Raw genomic sequence first — 17,982 nt, forward strand, 5'->3', positions numbered from 1 at the left:
GAATGAGGAGCGAGAGGCGGTGGGGTTCACCTGTTCGGGCATTAGGGGACGTGTCGTTTACCCTGCTCAACTGCTGTGTGATACGAATCGGAGGGTCTTGTGAGGGCGAAGAAGCTTGTCGTCGGGGTGCTGGCCGTCGTGGTCGTCGGCCTCGTTGCGTATTCGTGTGTGTCCCGCCAGGACGAGGTCGAGGGCTCGGCGACGGCCGGCTCGACGACGACCAGCTCGCCGGCGCCGACCGCACCCACCACGACGGCCGTCTCCTCTCCTTCGGCTGCGGAGATCACGACACCGTCGGCGGCGGCGCAGGCAGCCGAGGACATAGCGAGACAGGCACTGACCGTGGCCTTCACCTGGTACCCGGCCACCGATGCCACCCAGAACGATGCATACGGACGTGCCCGCGAGTGGCTGACCGAGTCTCTCGCCGAGCGCATGGTCGTCGACGCCCGCACCGAACGTGGGCCGGGTGTGCAGTGGGCCCAGTGGGCCGACCAGCAGGCGAAGGTCATTGCCGATGTCAGCATCGAGTGCTCCGGCTGCCCGGAGGACACCGACACCGTCGTCCAGCGTGTGGCCACCATCAAGCAGACCGCGGTGTCCGGCAGCGACACCGATACCGTCGAGCCCGACACCACGGTGTGGGTCACGATCGTGCGCGAAGACGACCGCTGGCTCATCGACGAAATCCGTTACTGACCCCGGAGGTCCTGTGAAGCTGAAGAACCTTGCCGTCGTCCTGATCGCCGCAGCGTGCGCAGCCGGTCTCGCGGCGTGCGGTAGCGACGAGCCCGCCGCCCCTGCCACGAATGCAGCCCCGAGCACGACGGCAGCGCCGGCGACAGTGTCGGTCTTCGGGGAGGACAGCTCCGACATCCTCTTCCGGATTCATGAACAGAACGCGACGGCCATCATCGAGACCGTGGAAGAACGCGGGGGGACACCGGAGCAGGCGGTCGCTGCTCTTCTCGCTGGTCAGGCCGAGACGGGCTGGAGGTCCGGGTTGTCTCTACCGGCGCCGGCGGCCGATATCTCAGACATCTACGGGTGGCGGTTCGCGTACAACATCGGCGCCGACTCCACCGATGCTGTGCGCGCCGCGACGTACACGTTCATGGACAACGCCGCAGCCGTGAACGCCGACCCGGCCGATCCGGTGGCGTATGCGCTGGCGGTACAGCAAGCCGACGAGCGCGAGTACGTCGAGGACGAGCGCTACTACAAGAACGGCGAGACCCCCGCCTCGGAGTACGCCAAGGCCCAGCCCATCGCCGAGTCCGCGTACACGGAACTGCGCAACGCGCAGTAATTCCCACCCACCCCCGGGGACGTGTCGTTAAACCTGGTCAAAGTAGTTTTCTGGCGCATTTCGATATCGGGTGGCAGGCGTCCTGCCCCGCCAGCGCGGTCAGATATCGCGCAATTGTGACGGGCGCCACATCATTTGCGTCACATGCGCCCCCGGGATAAGTTTCGTTCTGCTCGGGGGAGTGTCTTCTTCGCGCGCGCGCCAGTCGGTTGAGTGATTCCCGGCTGGAAGCAGAGGGCCCACGAAAATCGTGAGGTCTGCTTCCAGCTACCCGGAATCGGAGGACGACATGCGCAGTGCAAGCACCAGCATCGAGAGTCGCACCACCAATTTCCGGACAGGACAATTACGCGGGTGCACCCGGCGGTCTATTTCGAGCGCGCGCATGAGCTGCATGCAGTTCGCTTTCCGAAATTCCGAGCGCGGCGGACATTTTTTGGGCCACGGAATCCGAGAGCGAGATCACTCCACGCTCCACACAGCTCACAGTCTGAGTAGTGATGCCAGCCTTGGCGCCGAGTTGAGGCTGCGTCATACCTCGCAGCACACGCCAGTCTCCCGGATAGCGTTCAGTTTCGGGAACCCGCACCAGGTCAGAGATCGCCACGCCGAGTATTTCGGCAACCCGCGCGAGCAGGTCTACCTGAGGCGAGGCCGTACCACTCTCCCAGCGCCGAAGTGTTTCGGTGCCGATCTTCGCGAGTCGTGCGACTTCCGTCTGCGCGAAGCCGGACTCGTGACGAGCGTGGCGCAGAGCGTCCTGATTGAACCCCCGTATTACTCGACGGCTCACCGTCCGCGCCCTCCTTGTGAAGTCGTCATCGGTAGACACTGTGCCGTCCTCTCGATACGATGCGCGCATACGGGTTGATTCAAATGGTTTAATAGATGAAGGATACGGGGGTGGTGGAATTGCCTAAGAGGTGCAAACGGTCCCCCAGCTGTTAGGGCAGCTGAGGGACCGTCAGTTGAAGCCAGCCGACTGTTTGCCGCAGTCGAACAAGCCAGAGGCACGCGGGTTTGCCGCCCGCGACCTCGATTGCAGATGGAGACCTGCTATGAACACGTTAGTTGGTACTGGGCGTACACGCCTAGTAGCGGACAGCCCCGCTCCCCCGCTAAGGGAAATTCACGACACATCTTCTGCTGGCAAAGATCCTCGACATACCCTTGCCGAGCATTTGCCGAATCCTGCCGGCACCGCATGCTCGACCTGCGGGTTCGCCTATTCCAAAGACCGGCCATTGTGCCCGCCCGTCGCTCGGGCACTGCGCAAGATGGCGACGCGCACAGACGCCAGATCCTTGAGTGCCTACTCGACGGACCAGCTCCGCACGATGGAACGAGAGCACTGCGGCACCGGCCGGTGCCGCCGGTGCGGATTCACCTATACCCCCAGCGCGCGCCTCTGCCCTACCTCCCGCCGTATCGCTCTCGAACTCGAGTCACGCTTCAAAGCACCGATGAGCGAGACCCGAGTGGGTCAGGGCATGTGCGCCGGTAAAGGACTTGCCTGGACTGTCGCCGGGAACGAGTCCTCGGCGTGGCGACAGGCCGCGGCGGCGTGCACCCAGTGCCCACTGCTCGCCCAGTGCACCGCGGATCTGGAGAGTCGGCTGGCTGGCGGGGAGAAGATCACCAATCAGATCCTGGCCGGGCGGCTGTTTTCCACCCAGGGTGTCGAGGTCAAGGTCGAGAAGATAGAGCAGTACGCAGACCGATGTGGAATGAAGACCCGGGACCGGAACCACCGTGCACCAGCTCGGCGGTCGACCCGGTGCACGGTGGTGGCCCGGACCGCACCAGAACCGGAAAAGACGCTCACAGCAGACACAGGCGACCAGCTGGCTCTCTTCGAGTCGGTGGCCGCATGAGCCATGTAATCGCATCAGACCGCGAAGGCCGCAGCTGGGCGGTGATCTCCGTGGGCGCCACCCTCAAAGGACGTCTCGTCGGCGGCAGTAGTGCCCCATAGAGTGGTGTAACCCGGTGACCAGCACCACAACCGACAGCGTGTCGCTGCTGGACGTGAAACGGTCACCGCGTGATCCTTCGAGTCAACCTTCCACAGAATCCTCGAACGGAGTCATCACGATGACCGCACCCCACATTGTCGACCCTGCGGGCGTATTGCACCAAGCCCTGACCGACGCGTCTCCCGATCTGATGCGTGAACTGCTACAAACCATGATCAACGCCCTGCTGTCCGCCGAAGCCGACGCGGTCTGCGGCGCCGAATGGGGCCAACAGTCCACCGAACGAGTCAATCAGCGCAACGGATACCGGCACCGTCCGCTCGACACCCGTGTCGGCACCATCGACGTCGCCGTCCCCAAACTCCGATCCGGCACGTATTTCCCCGAATGGCTTCTCGAACGCCGTAAACGCGCCGAGGCCGCATTGATCACCGTGGTCGCCGACTGCTACCTGGCCGGGGTCTCCACCCGCCGGATGGACAAGCTGGTCAAAACCCTCGGTATCAACGCACTGTCGAAGTCCCAGGTCTCACGCATGGCCGAGGACCTCGACGAACAGGTCGCCGCGTTCCGGCAACGGCGACTCGATCACGCGGGCCCGTTCACGTTCGTCGCCGCCGACGCATTGACGATGAAAGTCCGCGAGAACAAGCAGGTCGTGAATGCAGTCGCGATGGTCGCCACCGGAGTCAACGCCGACGGGCACCGCGAAGTGCTGGGCCTGCACGTGGCCACCAGCGAGACCGGTCCGGCATGGAACACCTTCTTCGCCGACCTGGTCGCCCGCGGCCTGAGCGGGGTCCGGTTGGTCACCTCCGATGCACACCGTGGTCTGGTCGATGCGATCGCGGCGAACCTGCCCGGTACTGCGTGGCAGCGATGCCGGACCCACTACGCGGCAAACCTGATAAGTGTGTGTCCGAAGAGCATGTGGCCGGCGGTCAAAGCGATGTTGCACTCGGTCTACGACCAGCCGACCGCCGATGCGGTCGATGCCCAGTTCGATCGTCTTGTCGAGTACACCGAGGACCGGCTCCCGACGGTCGCTGAGCATCTGGGTAATGCTCGCCCGGATCTGTTGTCGTTCAGCGTATTTCCGAAGGATGTGTGGACTCAGGTGTGGTCGAATAATCCTGCCGAGCGTCTCAATCGAGAGATCCGGCGTCGGACCGATGCGGTGGGGATCTTCCCCAACCGTGACGCCGTCGTCCGGTTGGTCGGTGCTGTCCTGGCCGAGCAGACCGATGAATGGGCGGAGGGCCGGCGGTATCTCGGGCTCGAGGTGCTGGCTCGTTGTCGTGCTGTGGGCACCGCGCCGGAGAGTGTCGGGGAGGTGGTTACGGAACCTGCTGCCGCGATTCCTGCTGCATAGTCAGGACAGGAGAAGGGATCACCGTCCTACACCACCTTCTGGGGCTTGACCTCGGCGGCACTGCCACTCCGGCGGTCATGGACCTCGCCGAGCTGATCGATGCGCACGGACCGCTGATCATGACCTCTGCCCGTCCTGCCGTCACTGGCGGGTTCGCGGCGATCGCCGACACCGTCGGTCTCGTCGCATCCGATCCGGAAACTGCCTCGATCGATCAGATCAAGCAGGTCGCCGCCTTCGCAATGTCGCTCGTCCTGCCACAGGGTCGACAGAGCGCATGACCGATTTCACTCGCCATATTTCTCCCATGCGTGCCTCCACTCCGGAGGGTCCTGCGCGTGGTGTGATGTGGGGTGCTGAAGTGGGTCGAAAACACAGGAGGTGCACCCATGACTGAGTGATCCAACCGAACTATCCAGCAACTAAACAGTGCAGTGATATAGCCCAAAAAGAGAAAAACCCCCAGGTGGGGGTGGGTTTTCAAGAGGAGATCCGCGGAAGGATTTGGTAGATCCTTCATCACTTGAGGGAGATCGTCTGGCAGGACGATCCGCTCTGGGTGAGTGTCCGAAGTTAGAGCTTCAGATACTCGTTACTGCTTCCCCGAAGGGACTTACCTTGGTTGGTACGTCTCAGGGTAGCGCACACCCTGAAACAGGCTCAACAGATCAGTTTTCTACGACCCTCGGCGTGTCGTCCGAGGTCAGCGTTATCGACCCTGCTCTGCCCCAGCCCTTCGCGGCCGGCGAGTGGGAAGCGATCGTTGCTGCTGCCGTGGCGAACGTCGCCGAGATCGAGGCCGCGCAAGCACAGGACGACCCCGCTGAGGCCGCGGTAGATGACCTGATCGAGGCCCAGCCCGTAGGCACACGCGCCGCGCTGTCGCTCCCTGTCCCAGCAGGTACATGTGCCCGGACACCGACCTGGCGCAGCCGCCGGACCTGGCTGGAGCTGTGCGAGTGGATCGTCACCCACACCGATCGCGGCCGTGAGGCCCTCAAGCGCCACAGCATCGCCGCAGGCACGTTTCTGCGGGTCTGTGCCGCTCACGCCGAGTACGCCGAGTCCACGACCGGACGTCATGTATCGGTAAGCCTGAACACCCTCGCCAGCAAGTGGGATCTCTCGACCGACAAGCTCAAGCGTGGTCGACGGGTACTCAAGGCGACCGGCCTCGGCGTCGAGCTTGCCCGCGGTAAGAAGCTGAATGGGATCGAGCGCGAGGCTGCCGCCCGCCTCTACTCGCAAGCCCACGGGCACGCCCCTGCACGGCTCCAGGTCGGCGCTGCGAGCGTATGGGCGCTGTCTGCACCTCACTGGGCGGTAGAAGCCATGCCCGCTCCGGAGAAGCCGCAGCGGCGGTCACGGCGTCGCCCCACACGCGTCCCCCGGGGAACGGCCGCCCGCCCTGGTTCGCGAGCAAAACGCAGGTCCAGCCGTTCCGCACCCCAATCCCCTGGTGGTTCTTTTCCTGTGAATCTTTCCGCTAGGAAAGATCACCAAGCGCGCGAGCGCGCAGGCGAAGAGAACTCAACTTCGACAATGATTCGACCGTTGACGCTTCAGCGAGCGGCCGCTGAACTGCTCGAGCGCATCCCGGCGCTGCGCGCTGCCGTCGGCTTCGACGATTCGACCGGACACCGTCGGGGCCACATCGGATCGGTCTGCGACCTGCTCGTCGCCGCCGGTATCGACACCGATCGCTGGACAGGTGCTGACGTCGCGCAGGCCCTGAACCACGACGGCACCGCTCGCGGGTGGACGTGGCCGACCACTGAGGCGATGACCGCCCCGCTGCGTCTGGTGGCATACAGGCTGTCTCAGCTCGACTGGACAGGCCCCTCGCTGACCGAGCACAAGATCGGCGGCCGTGATTTACCCGGGGAGACCCCGGCTGCGACAGCGCATCGGCTGGTCAAGGCCCGTCGCCGCGCTCTCGCCGATACGTCCGCCACGCAGGCTCCCCCGGCGTCTGCCGAGCTTCGCAGGGCACTTCGTGCGCAACTGGCGGCGGACCTGGAGTCGAGGAGACAAGCTGCTGCGCGAACCGCATGACCTGAGGAGGGACATGTCGTCAGCCCAGGTAAGAGCACATTTCTGGCTCGGTGAACCACTCCGTCGACAGGCCAAATGCACTGCCCGAAGACAGCTGGTGCATAGGCTACGAAACGAGTCGCACGAGCCCGGAACGCGCAGAGGACGGAAGTGACTATGGGCAACGGGAAGACCCACCGGTCGCATCCGCGCGTCCTGGTCAGCCGGTCTGTCGAGGAGCGGCAGAAGGTCTCCCACAACGCAGACTCGGTCAGGGAGCGGCTCCGGAACGGAACTCGGTTGGTTGTAGTCGACAGCGGCGACCAGGTCATCGAACTGTCCGACAAGGAACTGGCACCGGCCACACACGACTGGACGCTGCGGATCGTCGGTATGTCGAGGGTCCGTATCCACCTCGCCACTCCCCTGCCGGCCACCGCGCAGATCGTCGCGACCGGCCGGTCGTTCGTGGAGGCCACCGGCCACGTGACCGTCCACGCCTACACTCACGCCACCGTGCATGCGTTCGACCAGTGCACCGTCCATGCGCGGAACTTCGCTGCCGTCAGTGTCTGTGACTCGGCAGTGTCGATCGCTGTGGACGACGCAGAGGTCTCCGCCTATGACAACGCACATGTGTATGCGAGCGACCGCACTCAAGTGACGGCGATCGACTCCACGTCCGTGCATCTCACTGGAGAAGCTCACGCCTCCGTAGTGCGCGGCGTGAAAGTCACCGGGCCAGCACGCTCGAATCTCCACGTCACCCCCTCACGCTCTGCGTGAGCATCACCTAGAAGCCTTATAACCCATATGGGGGCTGCTGGGTGATGCTCACCCGTGCTGGAGTTTTGCGGCAGCAGTGCTCCGCCAGCATCCCGGAATCGCGCGGCATCTCACATGAGCCGAGATGGTGAAAGCGCAGCTCAGTGCATGTATATGCAGCACAGCTCAGCTTCCGTATCACTACGACAGCTATGGGTATAAGAGCTGATGACAACTAGCCCAATATGTGCTTAGTGTAGATACTCTTATCGAAGATATGGTGTACTCGATATATATAAGCTAATATAAGTACCCATATGGGAATGAGAGGAGGGGTAATGACGATCACCGCGATCGCCAACCTCAAAGGCGGGGTCGGTAAAACCACCGTCGCCAACGGATTGGTTCATGCTGCGGCAGCCGGCGGGAAATCCTGCTTGCTGGTCGATGCCGACATGCAGGGCAACTCCACCAAACATCTGACCGGGTACTCATCCAAGGAGCCCGCACCGAACTCGCTCGCCGATGTCCTCGACCGCAGCATTGACCTTCCTACTCGTGAGGCGATCATTGCTGCACGTCGTGAAGCGATCCACGTGATCCCCAGCGGCTTCGGTGAGTTGCAGGCAGTCAGCGACCAGCTCGGAACCAAGGCTGGGGGAGAGATGGCGTTCGCGAGGGCGCTCAAGCAGATCTCCGGCGACTACGAGCACATCCTGATCGATTGCCGTCCCGCGATCGACCTCGTCTCACGCAGTGCTCTGTACGCAGCCGACAACGTCCTGATCGTTGTGCAGCCCGAGCAGGACGCCCTGGACGGACTCGATGCGATTCGCGATGCGATCGAGGACATTGCTGAGTACATGGACAAGGTGCTCCCGATCGCCGGTGTTGTCGTCAACCGTGTCGACGGCCGCCGCAGCGACCACGCCAAGACTCTCGGCTATCTCAGGGAGTACGCAGCCGAGGACGGAATCGACCTACTCGGCGATCCCATTCCTCAGCTCACAGACATCTCCAAACTCACAACTGTCGGCATGGGATTCGACCAGCACCCCAACTCGCCGGCCTGGGCGCGCAACCTCCATAAGACATTCACCGAGATCCTGGAGAAGGTGGCTCACTGATGAGTGGCATTCCCGAACCCGTACGACCGGCACCGCGCCGTTCCCGCAATACCTTCGCGCAAGCCGCGGAGTCCATGAAGGGCGAAGGCGCAACCTCCGCAACACCTGCACCTGTTGCGCAACAGCCCGCCGCAACGTCTGCGCCCGTTGCGCAACAGCCCGCCGCAACGTCTGCACCCGTTGCGCAACAGACCTCACCGACCCCGAAGAAGCGCAAGGTCGCAACAACCGACATCTTGCTCTCGGTCTCCGAGGATCTGAAAGAGCGCATGGTGGCCACGCTCGAGTACACCCGGCCACGCACGGGCATCACCAGCCAGCAGCAGTTCATTCGCATCGCAATCGACCAGCTGTGTAAGCGTCTGGAGGCCGAGTACAACAACGGGGAAGCATTCCCCCCGCCCGCCAAAAGCATCGAACTGTAAGCCATATGGGCCATAGGGGATATAAGTGCAAATATGGGGAATTGCGTGGATGCAACGTCCCTACCAGCACCGTTGCGCCATTGCGCACTGATGCATTCTCCGACGGCCAAGATGCAATGAGACCCCGCCGGCTGGTATCCGGCAGGGCCTCTATGACCGGGACCACCCTGGAAGGAAACCCCGATCAATGACTGACCTTAATCTCCGCGCCGCACGCATTCAGCTCTACGGGCTGATCGCAGCGCTCGTGTTCGCGATTCTCATCGCTGCCGGCATCACCGCCGGTGCCTTTGTGCTCTCGTTTCACGTGCTGCGCGACCTGGGACTCCAGGGCATGCTCCCTGCATCGCTCACCTGGATCTTTCCCGCCATCGTCGACGGAGCCATCCTGGCGGCAACGATCTCCTCGGTCGTCCTCAACAAGGTCACCGGCCCGAGCCCGGGCCGTACCTTCTTCCTGTGCCTACTGGTCTCAGTCGTAGTAGCCAGCGTCGCAGGAAACGGATACCACGCCTGGCGTGCGGCAGAGGAAGCTCGGGCGCTGATTGCGGCGGGTATCGACCTCGGCTTCACGCCGTTGCATCCGATCGGTGCCGCGCTCATCACGGTCATCCCGCCGCTTCTGGTGCTGGCGTTCACCCACGGCATCGGCATCCTCATCAAGGCGATCGGCACTGCCTACAGTGAGTACAACGAGCTGGCGAACACTACTGTCGCAACACACGACGCAACGTCGACAGCTGTTGCGCAACAGCACCCACTCGTTGCAGAGGACGCCGCACCGACTGTTGCAACCTCTCGCTACGCGACCAGAGAACCCATCGCAACAACTGCGACCGCCTCGACCCAGACCCCCACAGAACCCGCCACCGACGCCGTCACTGCGCCGGCCGATCCGATGCTTACTTCCGCCGACGTGACGCCCGTTGCGCCCCCCGTTGCACCTGTTGCGTCCCCCGTTGCACCTGTTGCGTCGAGTGCACGCACCGTTGCGCATGACGTTGCGCAGTCCGACGTCGTTGCATCCTCCGTTGCGATGCGCCATGCAACTCCGGAGCCCACGCCCACCGCGCCGGATGCAACGATTGCGCCGGAGCAGACCACCGCTGCGCTCCTGAAGTTCATCGACAACGCTCAGGGTCTCTCGGACCACGTCCGTACGACCGCTCGCCTGAAGATCACTGACCCGACACTGTCGTTTGCAGCCATCGCCGAGGAGACCGGCGGCGTCGCGGCCAGTACCGCGATGCGGCGCTACAAGAAGGCCGAGGAAGCTGCACTCGATGCCGGGTTCGAGATGCCCCCGTTGCCCGACCTCGACGAGAACACCCTCACCACAGACTTCGATCGTGAACTTGGCGAGTTCCACGAGCTGGTGAGGTCCTGATGGCGCCGCACGACAACGGCGCAGAGCAGTTCTCACTTTTCGACGTCGGCGCCGACACCGAGTCAGATCCGACACCCGCGACTGACCAGCCTCAACTGTCCACACCTGACACCGACACATCCGTCGATGTGGATACAACCGGGGACTCCACCGAGATCGCGGAGTCTGACGGCGAGGACGTGGGGAAGGAACCCTCACAGGTACTGCGCCCGTGGGAATCACTGCCCATCACTGGGGACGCCGACGGTCATGCGCTCATCGTGACCGCAGAGGCCACCTACGCACCCTCGGGGAACCGGCTGACCGGTCCTGTCGATTCGATCGAGAAGCTGGACAAGCTCCTCCACTGGGCTGCTCTGACCCCGCATGGCCTCACCGCGCAGGTGTGGTTCGTCGGCATCGACTCATGCGCCCAGCTCGGCTGGACGATCGATCCGGGCAGCGAGGACGACGTCGACGACCTCGAGCAGTTGCGTCAACATGCAGCTGCCGAGCTGACCGAAGCCATCGCAGCGACGCTGCCACCGTTGATCGCCGCCGGGTGGGAGCTGCGCGGCGACCCCGGGTTCGTCGTGCACCTGATCCGGAAGGTCGGCAAAGCCACTCAGATGGTCGACCTGATCCTCGAGCCGTACGTATGGACGTACTGGAACAAGGACTTCGGGTGGGGCAACCGCGTCGGGGACATGGGCATCCTCGGCAACCCGACCGCAGGTACCTACCTGCCCGACGACGACCTGCCCGCCGCCCGCGAACTCGGCCGCCGCCTCGCTTGGTCGGTCCACCACCTGGACACCCTGCCCGGGCCCACCCCGGCCCGCACCGGCGCGGCGATCCTCGACAAGATCCGCCGCGAACGCCTCCGCACCAGCAAGGGCATCGTCGTCACCGCAGCAGGGCCGATCCCGCCCATTGACGGCATACCCCGCGGCGACTTCGAGCCGGCCGCAGGCTGGTCCCGCGTGCCCGATACCGACGACCTCGACGACGCGGCCGCGTTGGTCACCATCGACCAGCGTGCGGCCTATCTCGCCTCGGCCGGGATGCTCTCGTTCGGCTACGGCCGGGTCCGTAACCTGCTCGGCATCGACGCGGCGTCCGCCGCCTCGGAGGCCAAGCCTGCTTTCGGGATCTGGCGGGTCACCTTGCCCGCCGCAGGGCAGTACGCCCTGCCCGACAAACTCCCACTGCCGCACCCGGCGATGCTCGACGACCAGCCCGTCCAGACATGGATCACCACGGTCAGCCTGGAGGGCCTATGCGCCTCCATCGCAGACGGCGGCATGGGCCTGGACGTCGACGACCTCGACATCACCGAAGCATGGGTCTACGAGGAACAGGGCCGAGCCCTGGACAAGTGGGCCAAGGTCCTACGCGCTGCACGGACTGTGGCCGTCGACACCGACGATGTGGCGATGAAGCGGTTTCTCGGCGCCTGCTACAAGGGCTACGTGGGCCGGATGGTCAACCCGGACATGTGGACCGCGACCCGCATGCAGCACCACCACCAGCCGCTGTGGCGCGCGGCGATCATGGCGCACTGCCGGTGGCGTGGCCGCCGCGTGGCGATGCGCATCGCCCGCGAGACCGGCCGGTGGCCGATCCGCACGATGACCGACTCGTGGGTGTACTTGGTGGGGGAGGGGCAGCGCATCGCCGACGACAGCGACGCACTGGGCAAGATGACTCTGGAGAAGCAGGTGGAGCTGACCGACGAAGTGATTCTGTCGTTCGCAGCCGCCGAAACCACCCACGACGTTCGCCTCGCGATCGCCGCGGCCTACGGCGCACAGGACGAGGAGGACTAGATGGCGCTGCATCTGCCCAAACCTCGCTCGAAGTCCGTGGTGCAGAAAGCTGTCGGGCTCGACGGCATGAAGGTCAAGGTAGCCGCGGCCGCCGCGGAGGGAATCGCTAAGGCCCAGGAATCCAGCAGTGGCCTGGCCGGGCTGACCGCGAAGGTGTCGGTCAAAGAGTTGCGTAAGGAGATCGGAAATGAAGGTCTCCGTCAGGCAGCGATCGATGCTGGCACCAAGCCGCCTTCAGACCGGACGCTGCGTCGCTGGGCGCAGCAGGACCGCATCCCTCCCGCGGCGGTCAGCGAACTTGCCCAGCGCCGCGCCGCAATCGAGCGGCTCGGCGGTGTGAACGAGGTGGCAAAGAAGATCGGCCGCAGCCCGTCGTCGGTGCGCAAGTACATCTCCGGCAAGACCAACGAGTTGCGCAACGACGCAAAATCCAAGCTCAAGGCCGCGAAAGCGAAGGACACCATGCACAAGGCCGGTGTTCTCAAGCCGGACGGAACATCGAAGGTCGCCACCATCCGCGTCACCGGCCGCGTGCACGTACGCAACGGCGACGAGGCCGGATACGACTACCGCACCCGCACACTCGACTTCGGCAACTCCGATGTCCCCTTCAGCGCGGAGGAATCACAAGCGATCGCTGCGGCGCTGGCCAACGACGACCAGGCCCGTGTCGTGGCGATCCTCGAACGGCACGCCACCCTCGACTACCCGGAGAACAAAGGCTTCGACGTCTACGGCGACCAGTTCGGATTCCACTTCGATGCCATCGACAAGCTCGACGTCACCTGGCACTGAGACACAACCCGTCGAGGGGTCGCTTCCGCTACGCGCGGACGCGGCCCCTCGACGTAGGTTGAGCATGCATCTAAAAAATGTTTGTTTCCGCAGATCAGAGCAGTAAAAACGGGTGAAAAAAGCGGTTCACCCCGTTGGGGAAAACAGCACGTATGGGTGAACGTATGCGGGCACATTCCCTTCCGGTCACGAGGTGCCCATGCCTGTCAGACGTTCGAGGTCCCGCCGCACAGTCGCACTGATCGCCACCGCGACCGTCGCGAGCGGCGGCGCACTGCTCACTGCTCCCGCGTTTGCTCATGCGGCGCCGGCCGGCTGCACATCGACGTTCAACCTGTTCATCCCCGGAACGTGGGAAACCGACGAAAACGCTGACCCCAACCAGCCGGTGGGCATGCTCAAACCGATCGCGGACGCACTCCAGACCGCTCACGGCAACCAGGCAGAGGTCTACACGCTGCCGTACATGGCCAGCGCATTCGACAACGGCCACACCTATGCCGCCAGCAAGGCCGACGCAGTGTCCAAGGCCAACCAGGTGCTCGCGGACGTCGCGAACTCGTGCCCCAGTACGAAGTTCACGATGATCGGCTACTCACAGGGCGCCGATGCTGCCGGCGACATTGCCTCCGCCATCGGCAACGGCCAGGGCCCTGTCGACGCGAGTCGTGTGCTCGCGGTCGGGCTGCTGGCTGATCCGGGAGCGGGCACGAAGGGGACAGCGACCGTAGGTCCGCGCACCTCGGGGCAGGGCATCGCCGATCCGCGGCCGCAGGGGATGGGCGCTCTATCGGGGCGCGTCGCCTCGATCTGTGACCCGGGAGATCTGTACTGCTCGATCGAGAAGGGGTCGAGCCCACTGCTCGGCTCACTCGGATCGATCCTGAGCAAAGACGCCAGCGCCGGCGCTGGTGACGCCACTGCGACGCCCCGCGGTAATACGCAGCTTGCCACGGCCTTGACCTCGGATTTCTCCGACGCGGACCTGCCGGCGCTGGGGACCGACGTAGCCACCCTCGGACAGCAGCTCACCGCACCGACTGTCGACATCGACCAGGTCGCGTCCACTGCACGATCGATCGCGACGACTCTCGCTCCGCTGACCGACCTTCTTGGTTCCGGCGCGGCGAACCCGGCAGCGAACGGCCAACTCATATCTGCGCCAGTCGGCTCAGCCGAACACAATGCCGGCGAAGTCCTCACCCGGGCAGGACAATCCGATCTCGCCGGTGCCTTCACTGCCGCGGTCGAGATCGCCGACACGGCGAACACACTCGCCGGTGGTGATTCGCTCAGCCTGCCGGCCTCTGCTCCCGAGGTGCAGACACTCGCCGCGAACGCGAACACGCTGACCGGACAGGTCGCGCCCCTGGCCTCCACTCCTGCGGATGCGCTCAGCTCGGCCACCAGCGTGCTGTCGGTACTCAAACCGACTGTGGTGGTCAACCAGGTACTCAACGTCGCTACCGGCGTGACCTCGCTGGATATGCCCGGCATCCTCCACAACCTGACCCTGCTACCGCAGAAGGTCGCCGCACTCGATGCGCAAGGCGCACACCAGATCGCCGGCGAGCTGAACAACCAGTTTGCGCCGCTGGTGAAGATGGCCGCCGCCGTCGACATGCGATGGGTCTCGCAGATCTTGGCGGTCATCCCGGACCCGTCCGGCGCAACACAGATCGCTTCGCTCGTCGCGTCGATCCTGTCGAACGTCGACGTGATCAGGCTGGCCAACATCGTCGGTCAGATTCAGGAGATCGCCTGGTCCGCGCTCGAAAAACTGTTCCCGCCCCCAGGGATCGCCCCGGATCCGCTCGGAGCCGGAGCAGCAATGACCGGCCTGCTTCCGGTGGGCCTGGACCTGGCGTCGGTGGCGGTCGACATGCTCTCGGGCAAGGTCAACAAGACTGCTCCCGAGTTGCTGGGCAAGCAGACGAATGCCCTCTCGACGAGCATCACCACCCAGGCCGCAAGCCTCGACCTTCCGCAACTGTCGGACTCGCTGGTCACGCTCTCTCAGTCCCAAGGCGCCGACGACCTCGCCTCGCTGGTCAGCGAAGGACTCAGCGCGGCAAGTTTCTTCACTTCCGGTGCTCACACCAACTACAACACTCTCGTCGTCGACAACGCCGGCCGCGACGCCATCCAGTGGCTCTCGGACTGGCTCAACCTCCAGATCGGACGTGCCGTATGAGTCCCCGTGCCCACAACCCCTCCGCCCGCTGGACCTGGTGCGGCCGTTGCGAACACCGGGGATACCTCACCCGCGGCGATGCGAAGGCCGTCCGGAAGCGCCACCATGGCGAGAAGGGGATGGCGGTGTTCCCCTGCCCCCACACCGAGGGCTTGTTCCACGTCGGACACCGGCCTGATGCGTTGAGCAGTGGGGAAATAGACCGGGGTTTGCTGCGCCACCAAGCCGTGCAGGCCGCCGCGGGACACTGGTTGTCGTGAACAGGGCCAAGGAGGCTGTGCCTTGCGGCATTGGTGCCGCTTGCCCTCGTCGGGACCTACACCACCATCCGATAACCCTTGATCGACGGGATAGATCCATGACCAAGCTGTGATTTCGTTGGAGTCTGCGTGTTCGGCACCGGATTAGAACAACACAATGCATAATTGTAATGTTGATGGCGAGGGGAGTGTCGGAAAGACCGGCGTCGTGTGATTGAGCGAGACGGAGATGAGAGATATGGCCGGCTACCTACATGCCGATGCGCACCTCCGTCTCCTTCCCGGACAACGGCCCGCCGCCTGTGCTCGAATGTGCGTGTGGGGTTCCAGAGGGGACGTGCCGTCTCCCCAGTACAATCCGCCTATGTGCCGTTCTAAAGCTCACGGATCTGGCCGCCGGTGCCCAGGCTGTGGGAGCTACAAAGCCGCTGCCAAGGCCAACGGAAACCGCCGGCTCTCCCGCGAGGCTCGCAAGAAGGTCGTCGACCACCTGAAGGAACAAGGACTGATCGAGTCCGCGGCCGCCATCCAGGCTGCGCCACCGAGCGTCCTCAAAGAGTTCATGGAAGGTCTCGGGATCGACCCAGAGATTCTGGGCAAGACCCCCATGCCGAGCACTCACGCGAACCCACCCAGCGCGAAACTGCTGATCGCGCAGGTGAAAGCGGAGCGAGACAAACTCACCGCCCCGAAGATCACACCGGCGCAGGCAGCGCTCGACGCGGCTGAGGCGAATGTCGCTGCGGTCGACCACGAGGCCAACGAGGCACGAAAAGCGGTCAACCGCTACCGCTCCCGGCTTCGTAAAGCGAACAAAGCGCTGGAAGAGGGGACAGGCACCGCCGAAGCCGTCGCTGAACAGCAGAAGCTGCTCGACGAGGCCAAGGCCGCACACATCGATGCCCAGCGCCGCCAGAGCGAAGCGGGCGACGACCTTGTCGCCGCGAAGTTCGGCATGCGTGACGATTTGGGCAGCGACGACGAACGAGACGCCTATTACGCGAGCCTGACCGACGACGAGGTCGCGGCAATCGGGCGGTCCTACAACCGCAAGTACGCCGCCGAGGCGACCGCGGCGATCGCCGAAGGACCGGTCCTGGCACCGGCCGGCATCGAGCGGGACACCACCGTCTACAAGTCGGGCATCATTCCGATAGAGACCGGTTCGGGTGTCGAGCAGGTGGAAGGCCGGTATCTCGACGGCGGCACCGCCATCGTTCGCCGGGGCTACAGCGACTTCGTTGTTCTTCAGCGCAAGGGCGACGCGTACTTCCCTGTGGCCATCGCCAGCGGCAAACAAGAGGCATTGGCCAAGGCCAACCGCATCCCGATCCTCGTCGACCCCGGAGCACTACCCGAGGGTGCGACCGACATGCAGCGGCAGGCCCATGCGATTCGGGGCGACGTGTTACTCGATGTCGCACGCCAATCGGCCGCAGGCAAGGCATCCACTGCCGAGGTCCAGCAGAAGATCATCAACGACGGCTACAGCGGTGCGGTCGAGAAACTGACCGACTCGGTCGGTGCCGGCCCGGTGCGCGCTGACATCTACGACGGCGTCAAACGACACAACAAGCGCCTTCGGGAACAAGCCGCGGTCGCGGCAGGGGAAAAGGCCCGCACGGAGGCGCTGGCCGCCGGCAAGACCACGGCGCAGGCGGAGCAGGCATACGCCTACGCTCATCGCCGTGCGCTCGGCACCGAAACCCGCGGCGGCGGTGTGATCCCGCATTTCGAGCACAAGATCCCGCCTGAGAGTCTGGGTGTGGAGAAGCACAAGAGCCTGTACCGGAGCGGAATCCGAGCCTTCGGCAAGGAAACTGCTGATGACTACGCGGTGATCCACCAGCGGGCCGGCGATCTTAAGGCATGGGGGTTCTCGGTCAGCGGGGAGAAGGTGCACACCTCCGACCTGTCTGCTCTGACGGCGCACAACTCCACATTCGTGAAGAAGGTGCTCGACAAGTCCGAGCGCAGCGCGCTGACGACCTACACCGGCGGCAGCTACCACGCGATCAACGCTGCGGTGACAGGGCGTGATCCGAACCCGTCCTCGTCGACGAAGACCACGGTCTCGGGAATTGAGTCGGCGTTCGACAAGTTCAACGAGCACAACCCGAACCTCGAACCGATGACTGTCATGCGAGGCACCCGCGTGCCGAGCGGATGGAAGGGAACGGCAGCGGAATACATCGATGCCACGTTCACGGTCGGCTCGAAGATGCAGATCGGCAAGGTCACCAGCACCACGACCAAGCAGAGCACCGCGAAGGGCTTCGCAGGCCAGCCGCCGTACATGATGGTCATCCGTACTCGCTCCGGCCTTCCGGTCAAGTCGATCTCGCTGCACAGTGGCGAAGACGAGGTCATCGTGCCCACGGGGACCGACCTGCGCTGCGTTCGCGTCGACCACAACGGCCCCCATGGCATGCCGACTGTGTGGCTCGTCGCCGAGGACCTGGTTGCAGAAGCAGACGGAAGCTCGCACCCACCACTCAAGGCAGTGGCGTAAAACGCCCATCTACATGGG

Annotated in this window: 15 protein-coding genes; 14 read left to right on the plus strand and 1 reads right to left on the minus strand. The window is 64.2% G+C overall.

Annotated features, from left to right (window positions below; all coding sequences use genetic code 11):
* Positions 1-99 precede the first annotated feature (99 nt).
* Together ACZ46K_RS00055 and ACZ46K_RS00060 are read left to right on the plus strand one after the other, a co-directional pair.
* Positions 100-699 (plus strand): hypothetical protein, encoded by a 600-nt coding sequence (locus ACZ46K_RS00055; protein ID WP_054806609.1) that lies wholly within the window; start codon positions 100-102, stop codon positions 697-699.
* 13 nt (positions 700-712) lie between these two features.
* Positions 713-1,309 (plus strand): hypothetical protein, encoded by a 597-nt coding sequence (locus ACZ46K_RS00060; protein WP_054810725.1) that lies wholly within the window; start codon positions 713-715, stop codon positions 1,307-1,309.
* 346 nt (positions 1,310-1,655) lie between these two features.
* On the opposite strand, the gene ACZ46K_RS00065 is transcribed toward ACZ46K_RS00060, so the two are convergent.
* On the minus strand, positions 1,656-2,102 hold the full coding sequence (locus ACZ46K_RS00065; RefSeq protein WP_464743177.1) for a helix-turn-helix domain-containing protein: 447 nt from the start codon (positions 2,100-2,102) through the stop codon (positions 1,656-1,658).
* A 670-nt stretch (positions 2,103-2,772) separates the two neighbouring features.
* On the opposite strand from ACZ46K_RS00065, the gene ACZ46K_RS00070 reads away from it, so the two are divergent.
* From ACZ46K_RS00070 to ACZ46K_RS00125, 12 genes are all read left to right on the plus strand, one after another.
* Entirely contained in the window at positions 2,773-3,183 is a 411-nt protein-coding gene (locus ACZ46K_RS00070; protein ID WP_464743179.1) for a hypothetical protein, read from the plus strand.
* A 220-nt stretch (positions 3,184-3,403) separates the two neighbouring features.
* Positions 3,404-4,657, plus strand: coding sequence for an IS256 family transposase (locus ACZ46K_RS00075; protein WP_054811053.1), 1,254 nt, complete (start codon positions 3,404-3,406; stop codon positions 4,655-4,657).
* Positions 4,658-4,734: 77 nt separating this feature from the next.
* Positions 4,735-4,938, plus strand: coding sequence for a hypothetical protein (locus ACZ46K_RS00080; RefSeq protein ID WP_054810550.1), 204 nt, complete (start codon positions 4,735-4,737; stop codon positions 4,936-4,938).
* Between the two features lie 409 nt (positions 4,939-5,347).
* Positions 5,348-6,712: a hypothetical protein gene (locus ACZ46K_RS00085; protein WP_464743181.1), complete on the plus strand. Its 1,365-nt coding sequence runs from the start codon at positions 5,348-5,350 to the stop codon at positions 6,710-6,712.
* A gap of 156 nt (positions 6,713-6,868) precedes the next feature.
* Positions 6,869-7,477: a hypothetical protein gene (locus tag ACZ46K_RS00090; protein ID WP_054806605.1), complete on the plus strand. Its 609-nt coding sequence runs from the start codon at positions 6,869-6,871 to the stop codon at positions 7,475-7,477.
* Between the two features lie 317 nt (positions 7,478-7,794).
* Positions 7,795-8,583: a ParA family protein gene (locus tag ACZ46K_RS00095; protein WP_054810546.1), complete on the plus strand. Its 789-nt coding sequence runs from the start codon at positions 7,795-7,797 to the stop codon at positions 8,581-8,583.
* The gene (locus ACZ46K_RS00100; RefSeq protein ID WP_464743183.1) at positions 8,583-9,008 is read left to right on the plus strand and encodes a hypothetical protein; all 426 of its coding nucleotides are present in this window, start codon (positions 8,583-8,585) and stop codon (positions 9,006-9,008) included. The genes ACZ46K_RS00095 and ACZ46K_RS00100 overlap by 1 nt, the downstream gene beginning before the upstream one ends.
* 187 nt (positions 9,009-9,195) lie before the next feature.
* Positions 9,196-10,395, plus strand: coding sequence for a DUF2637 domain-containing protein (locus tag ACZ46K_RS00105; RefSeq protein WP_054810545.1), 1,200 nt, complete (start codon positions 9,196-9,198; stop codon positions 10,393-10,395).
* Positions 10,395-12,203 carry a hypothetical protein gene (locus ACZ46K_RS00110; protein ID WP_464743185.1) on the plus strand — a complete coding sequence of 603 codons (1,809 nt, stop codon included), beginning with the start codon at positions 10,395-10,397 and terminating at the stop codon, positions 12,201-12,203. Before ACZ46K_RS00105 ends, ACZ46K_RS00110 begins: the two co-directional genes overlap by 1 nt.
* Entirely contained in the window at positions 12,204-12,998 is a 795-nt protein-coding gene (locus ACZ46K_RS00115; RefSeq protein WP_054715963.1) for a hypothetical protein, read from the plus strand.
* Positions 12,999-13,197: 199 nt separating this feature from the next.
* Positions 13,198-15,192 (plus strand): cutinase family protein, encoded by a 1,995-nt coding sequence (locus tag ACZ46K_RS00120; protein WP_464743187.1) that lies wholly within the window; start codon positions 13,198-13,200, stop codon positions 15,190-15,192.
* A gap of 597 nt (positions 15,193-15,789) precedes the next feature.
* The gene (locus ACZ46K_RS00125) at positions 15,790-17,964 is read left to right on the plus strand and encodes an ADP-ribosyltransferase (protein ID WP_464743189.1); all 2,175 of its coding nucleotides are present in this window, start codon (positions 15,790-15,792) and stop codon (positions 17,962-17,964) included.
* Positions 17,965-17,982 lie beyond the last annotated feature (18 nt).

The organism is Rhodococcus sp. JCM 9793 (assembly GCF_055380405.1).

Bases quoted from the DNA above. Each gene is read 5' to 3' on its own strand.
- ACZ46K_RS00110 (WP_464743185.1), top strand. From the start codon at position 10,395: ATGGCGCCGCACGACAACGGCGCAGAGCAGTTCTCACTTTTCGACGTC.
- ACZ46K_RS00100 (WP_464743183.1), top strand. From the start codon at position 8,583: ATGAGTGGCATTCCCGAACCCGTACGACCGGCACCGCGCCGTTCCCGC.
- ACZ46K_RS00115 (WP_054715963.1), top strand. From the start codon at position 12,204: ATGGCGCTGCATCTGCCCAAACCTCGCTCGAAGTCCGTGGTGCAGAAA.
- ACZ46K_RS00080 (WP_054810550.1), top strand. From the start codon at position 4,735: ATGGACCTCGCCGAGCTGATCGATGCGCACGGACCGCTGATCATGACC.
- ACZ46K_RS00105 (WP_054810545.1), top strand. From the start codon at position 9,196: ATGACTGACCTTAATCTCCGCGCCGCACGCATTCAGCTCTACGGGCTG.
- ACZ46K_RS00075 (WP_054811053.1), top strand. From the start codon at position 3,404: ATGACCGCACCCCACATTGTCGACCCTGCGGGCGTATTGCACCAAGCC.
- ACZ46K_RS00070 (WP_464743179.1), top strand. From the start codon at position 2,773: ATGAGCGAGACCCGAGTGGGTCAGGGCATGTGCGCCGGTAAAGGACTT.
- ACZ46K_RS00095 (WP_054810546.1), top strand. From the start codon at position 7,795: ATGACGATCACCGCGATCGCCAACCTCAAAGGCGGGGTCGGTAAAACC.
- ACZ46K_RS00090 (WP_054806605.1), top strand. From the start codon at position 6,869: ATGGGCAACGGGAAGACCCACCGGTCGCATCCGCGCGTCCTGGTCAGC.
- ACZ46K_RS00120 (WP_464743187.1), top strand. From the start codon at position 13,198: ATGCCTGTCAGACGTTCGAGGTCCCGCCGCACAGTCGCACTGATCGCC.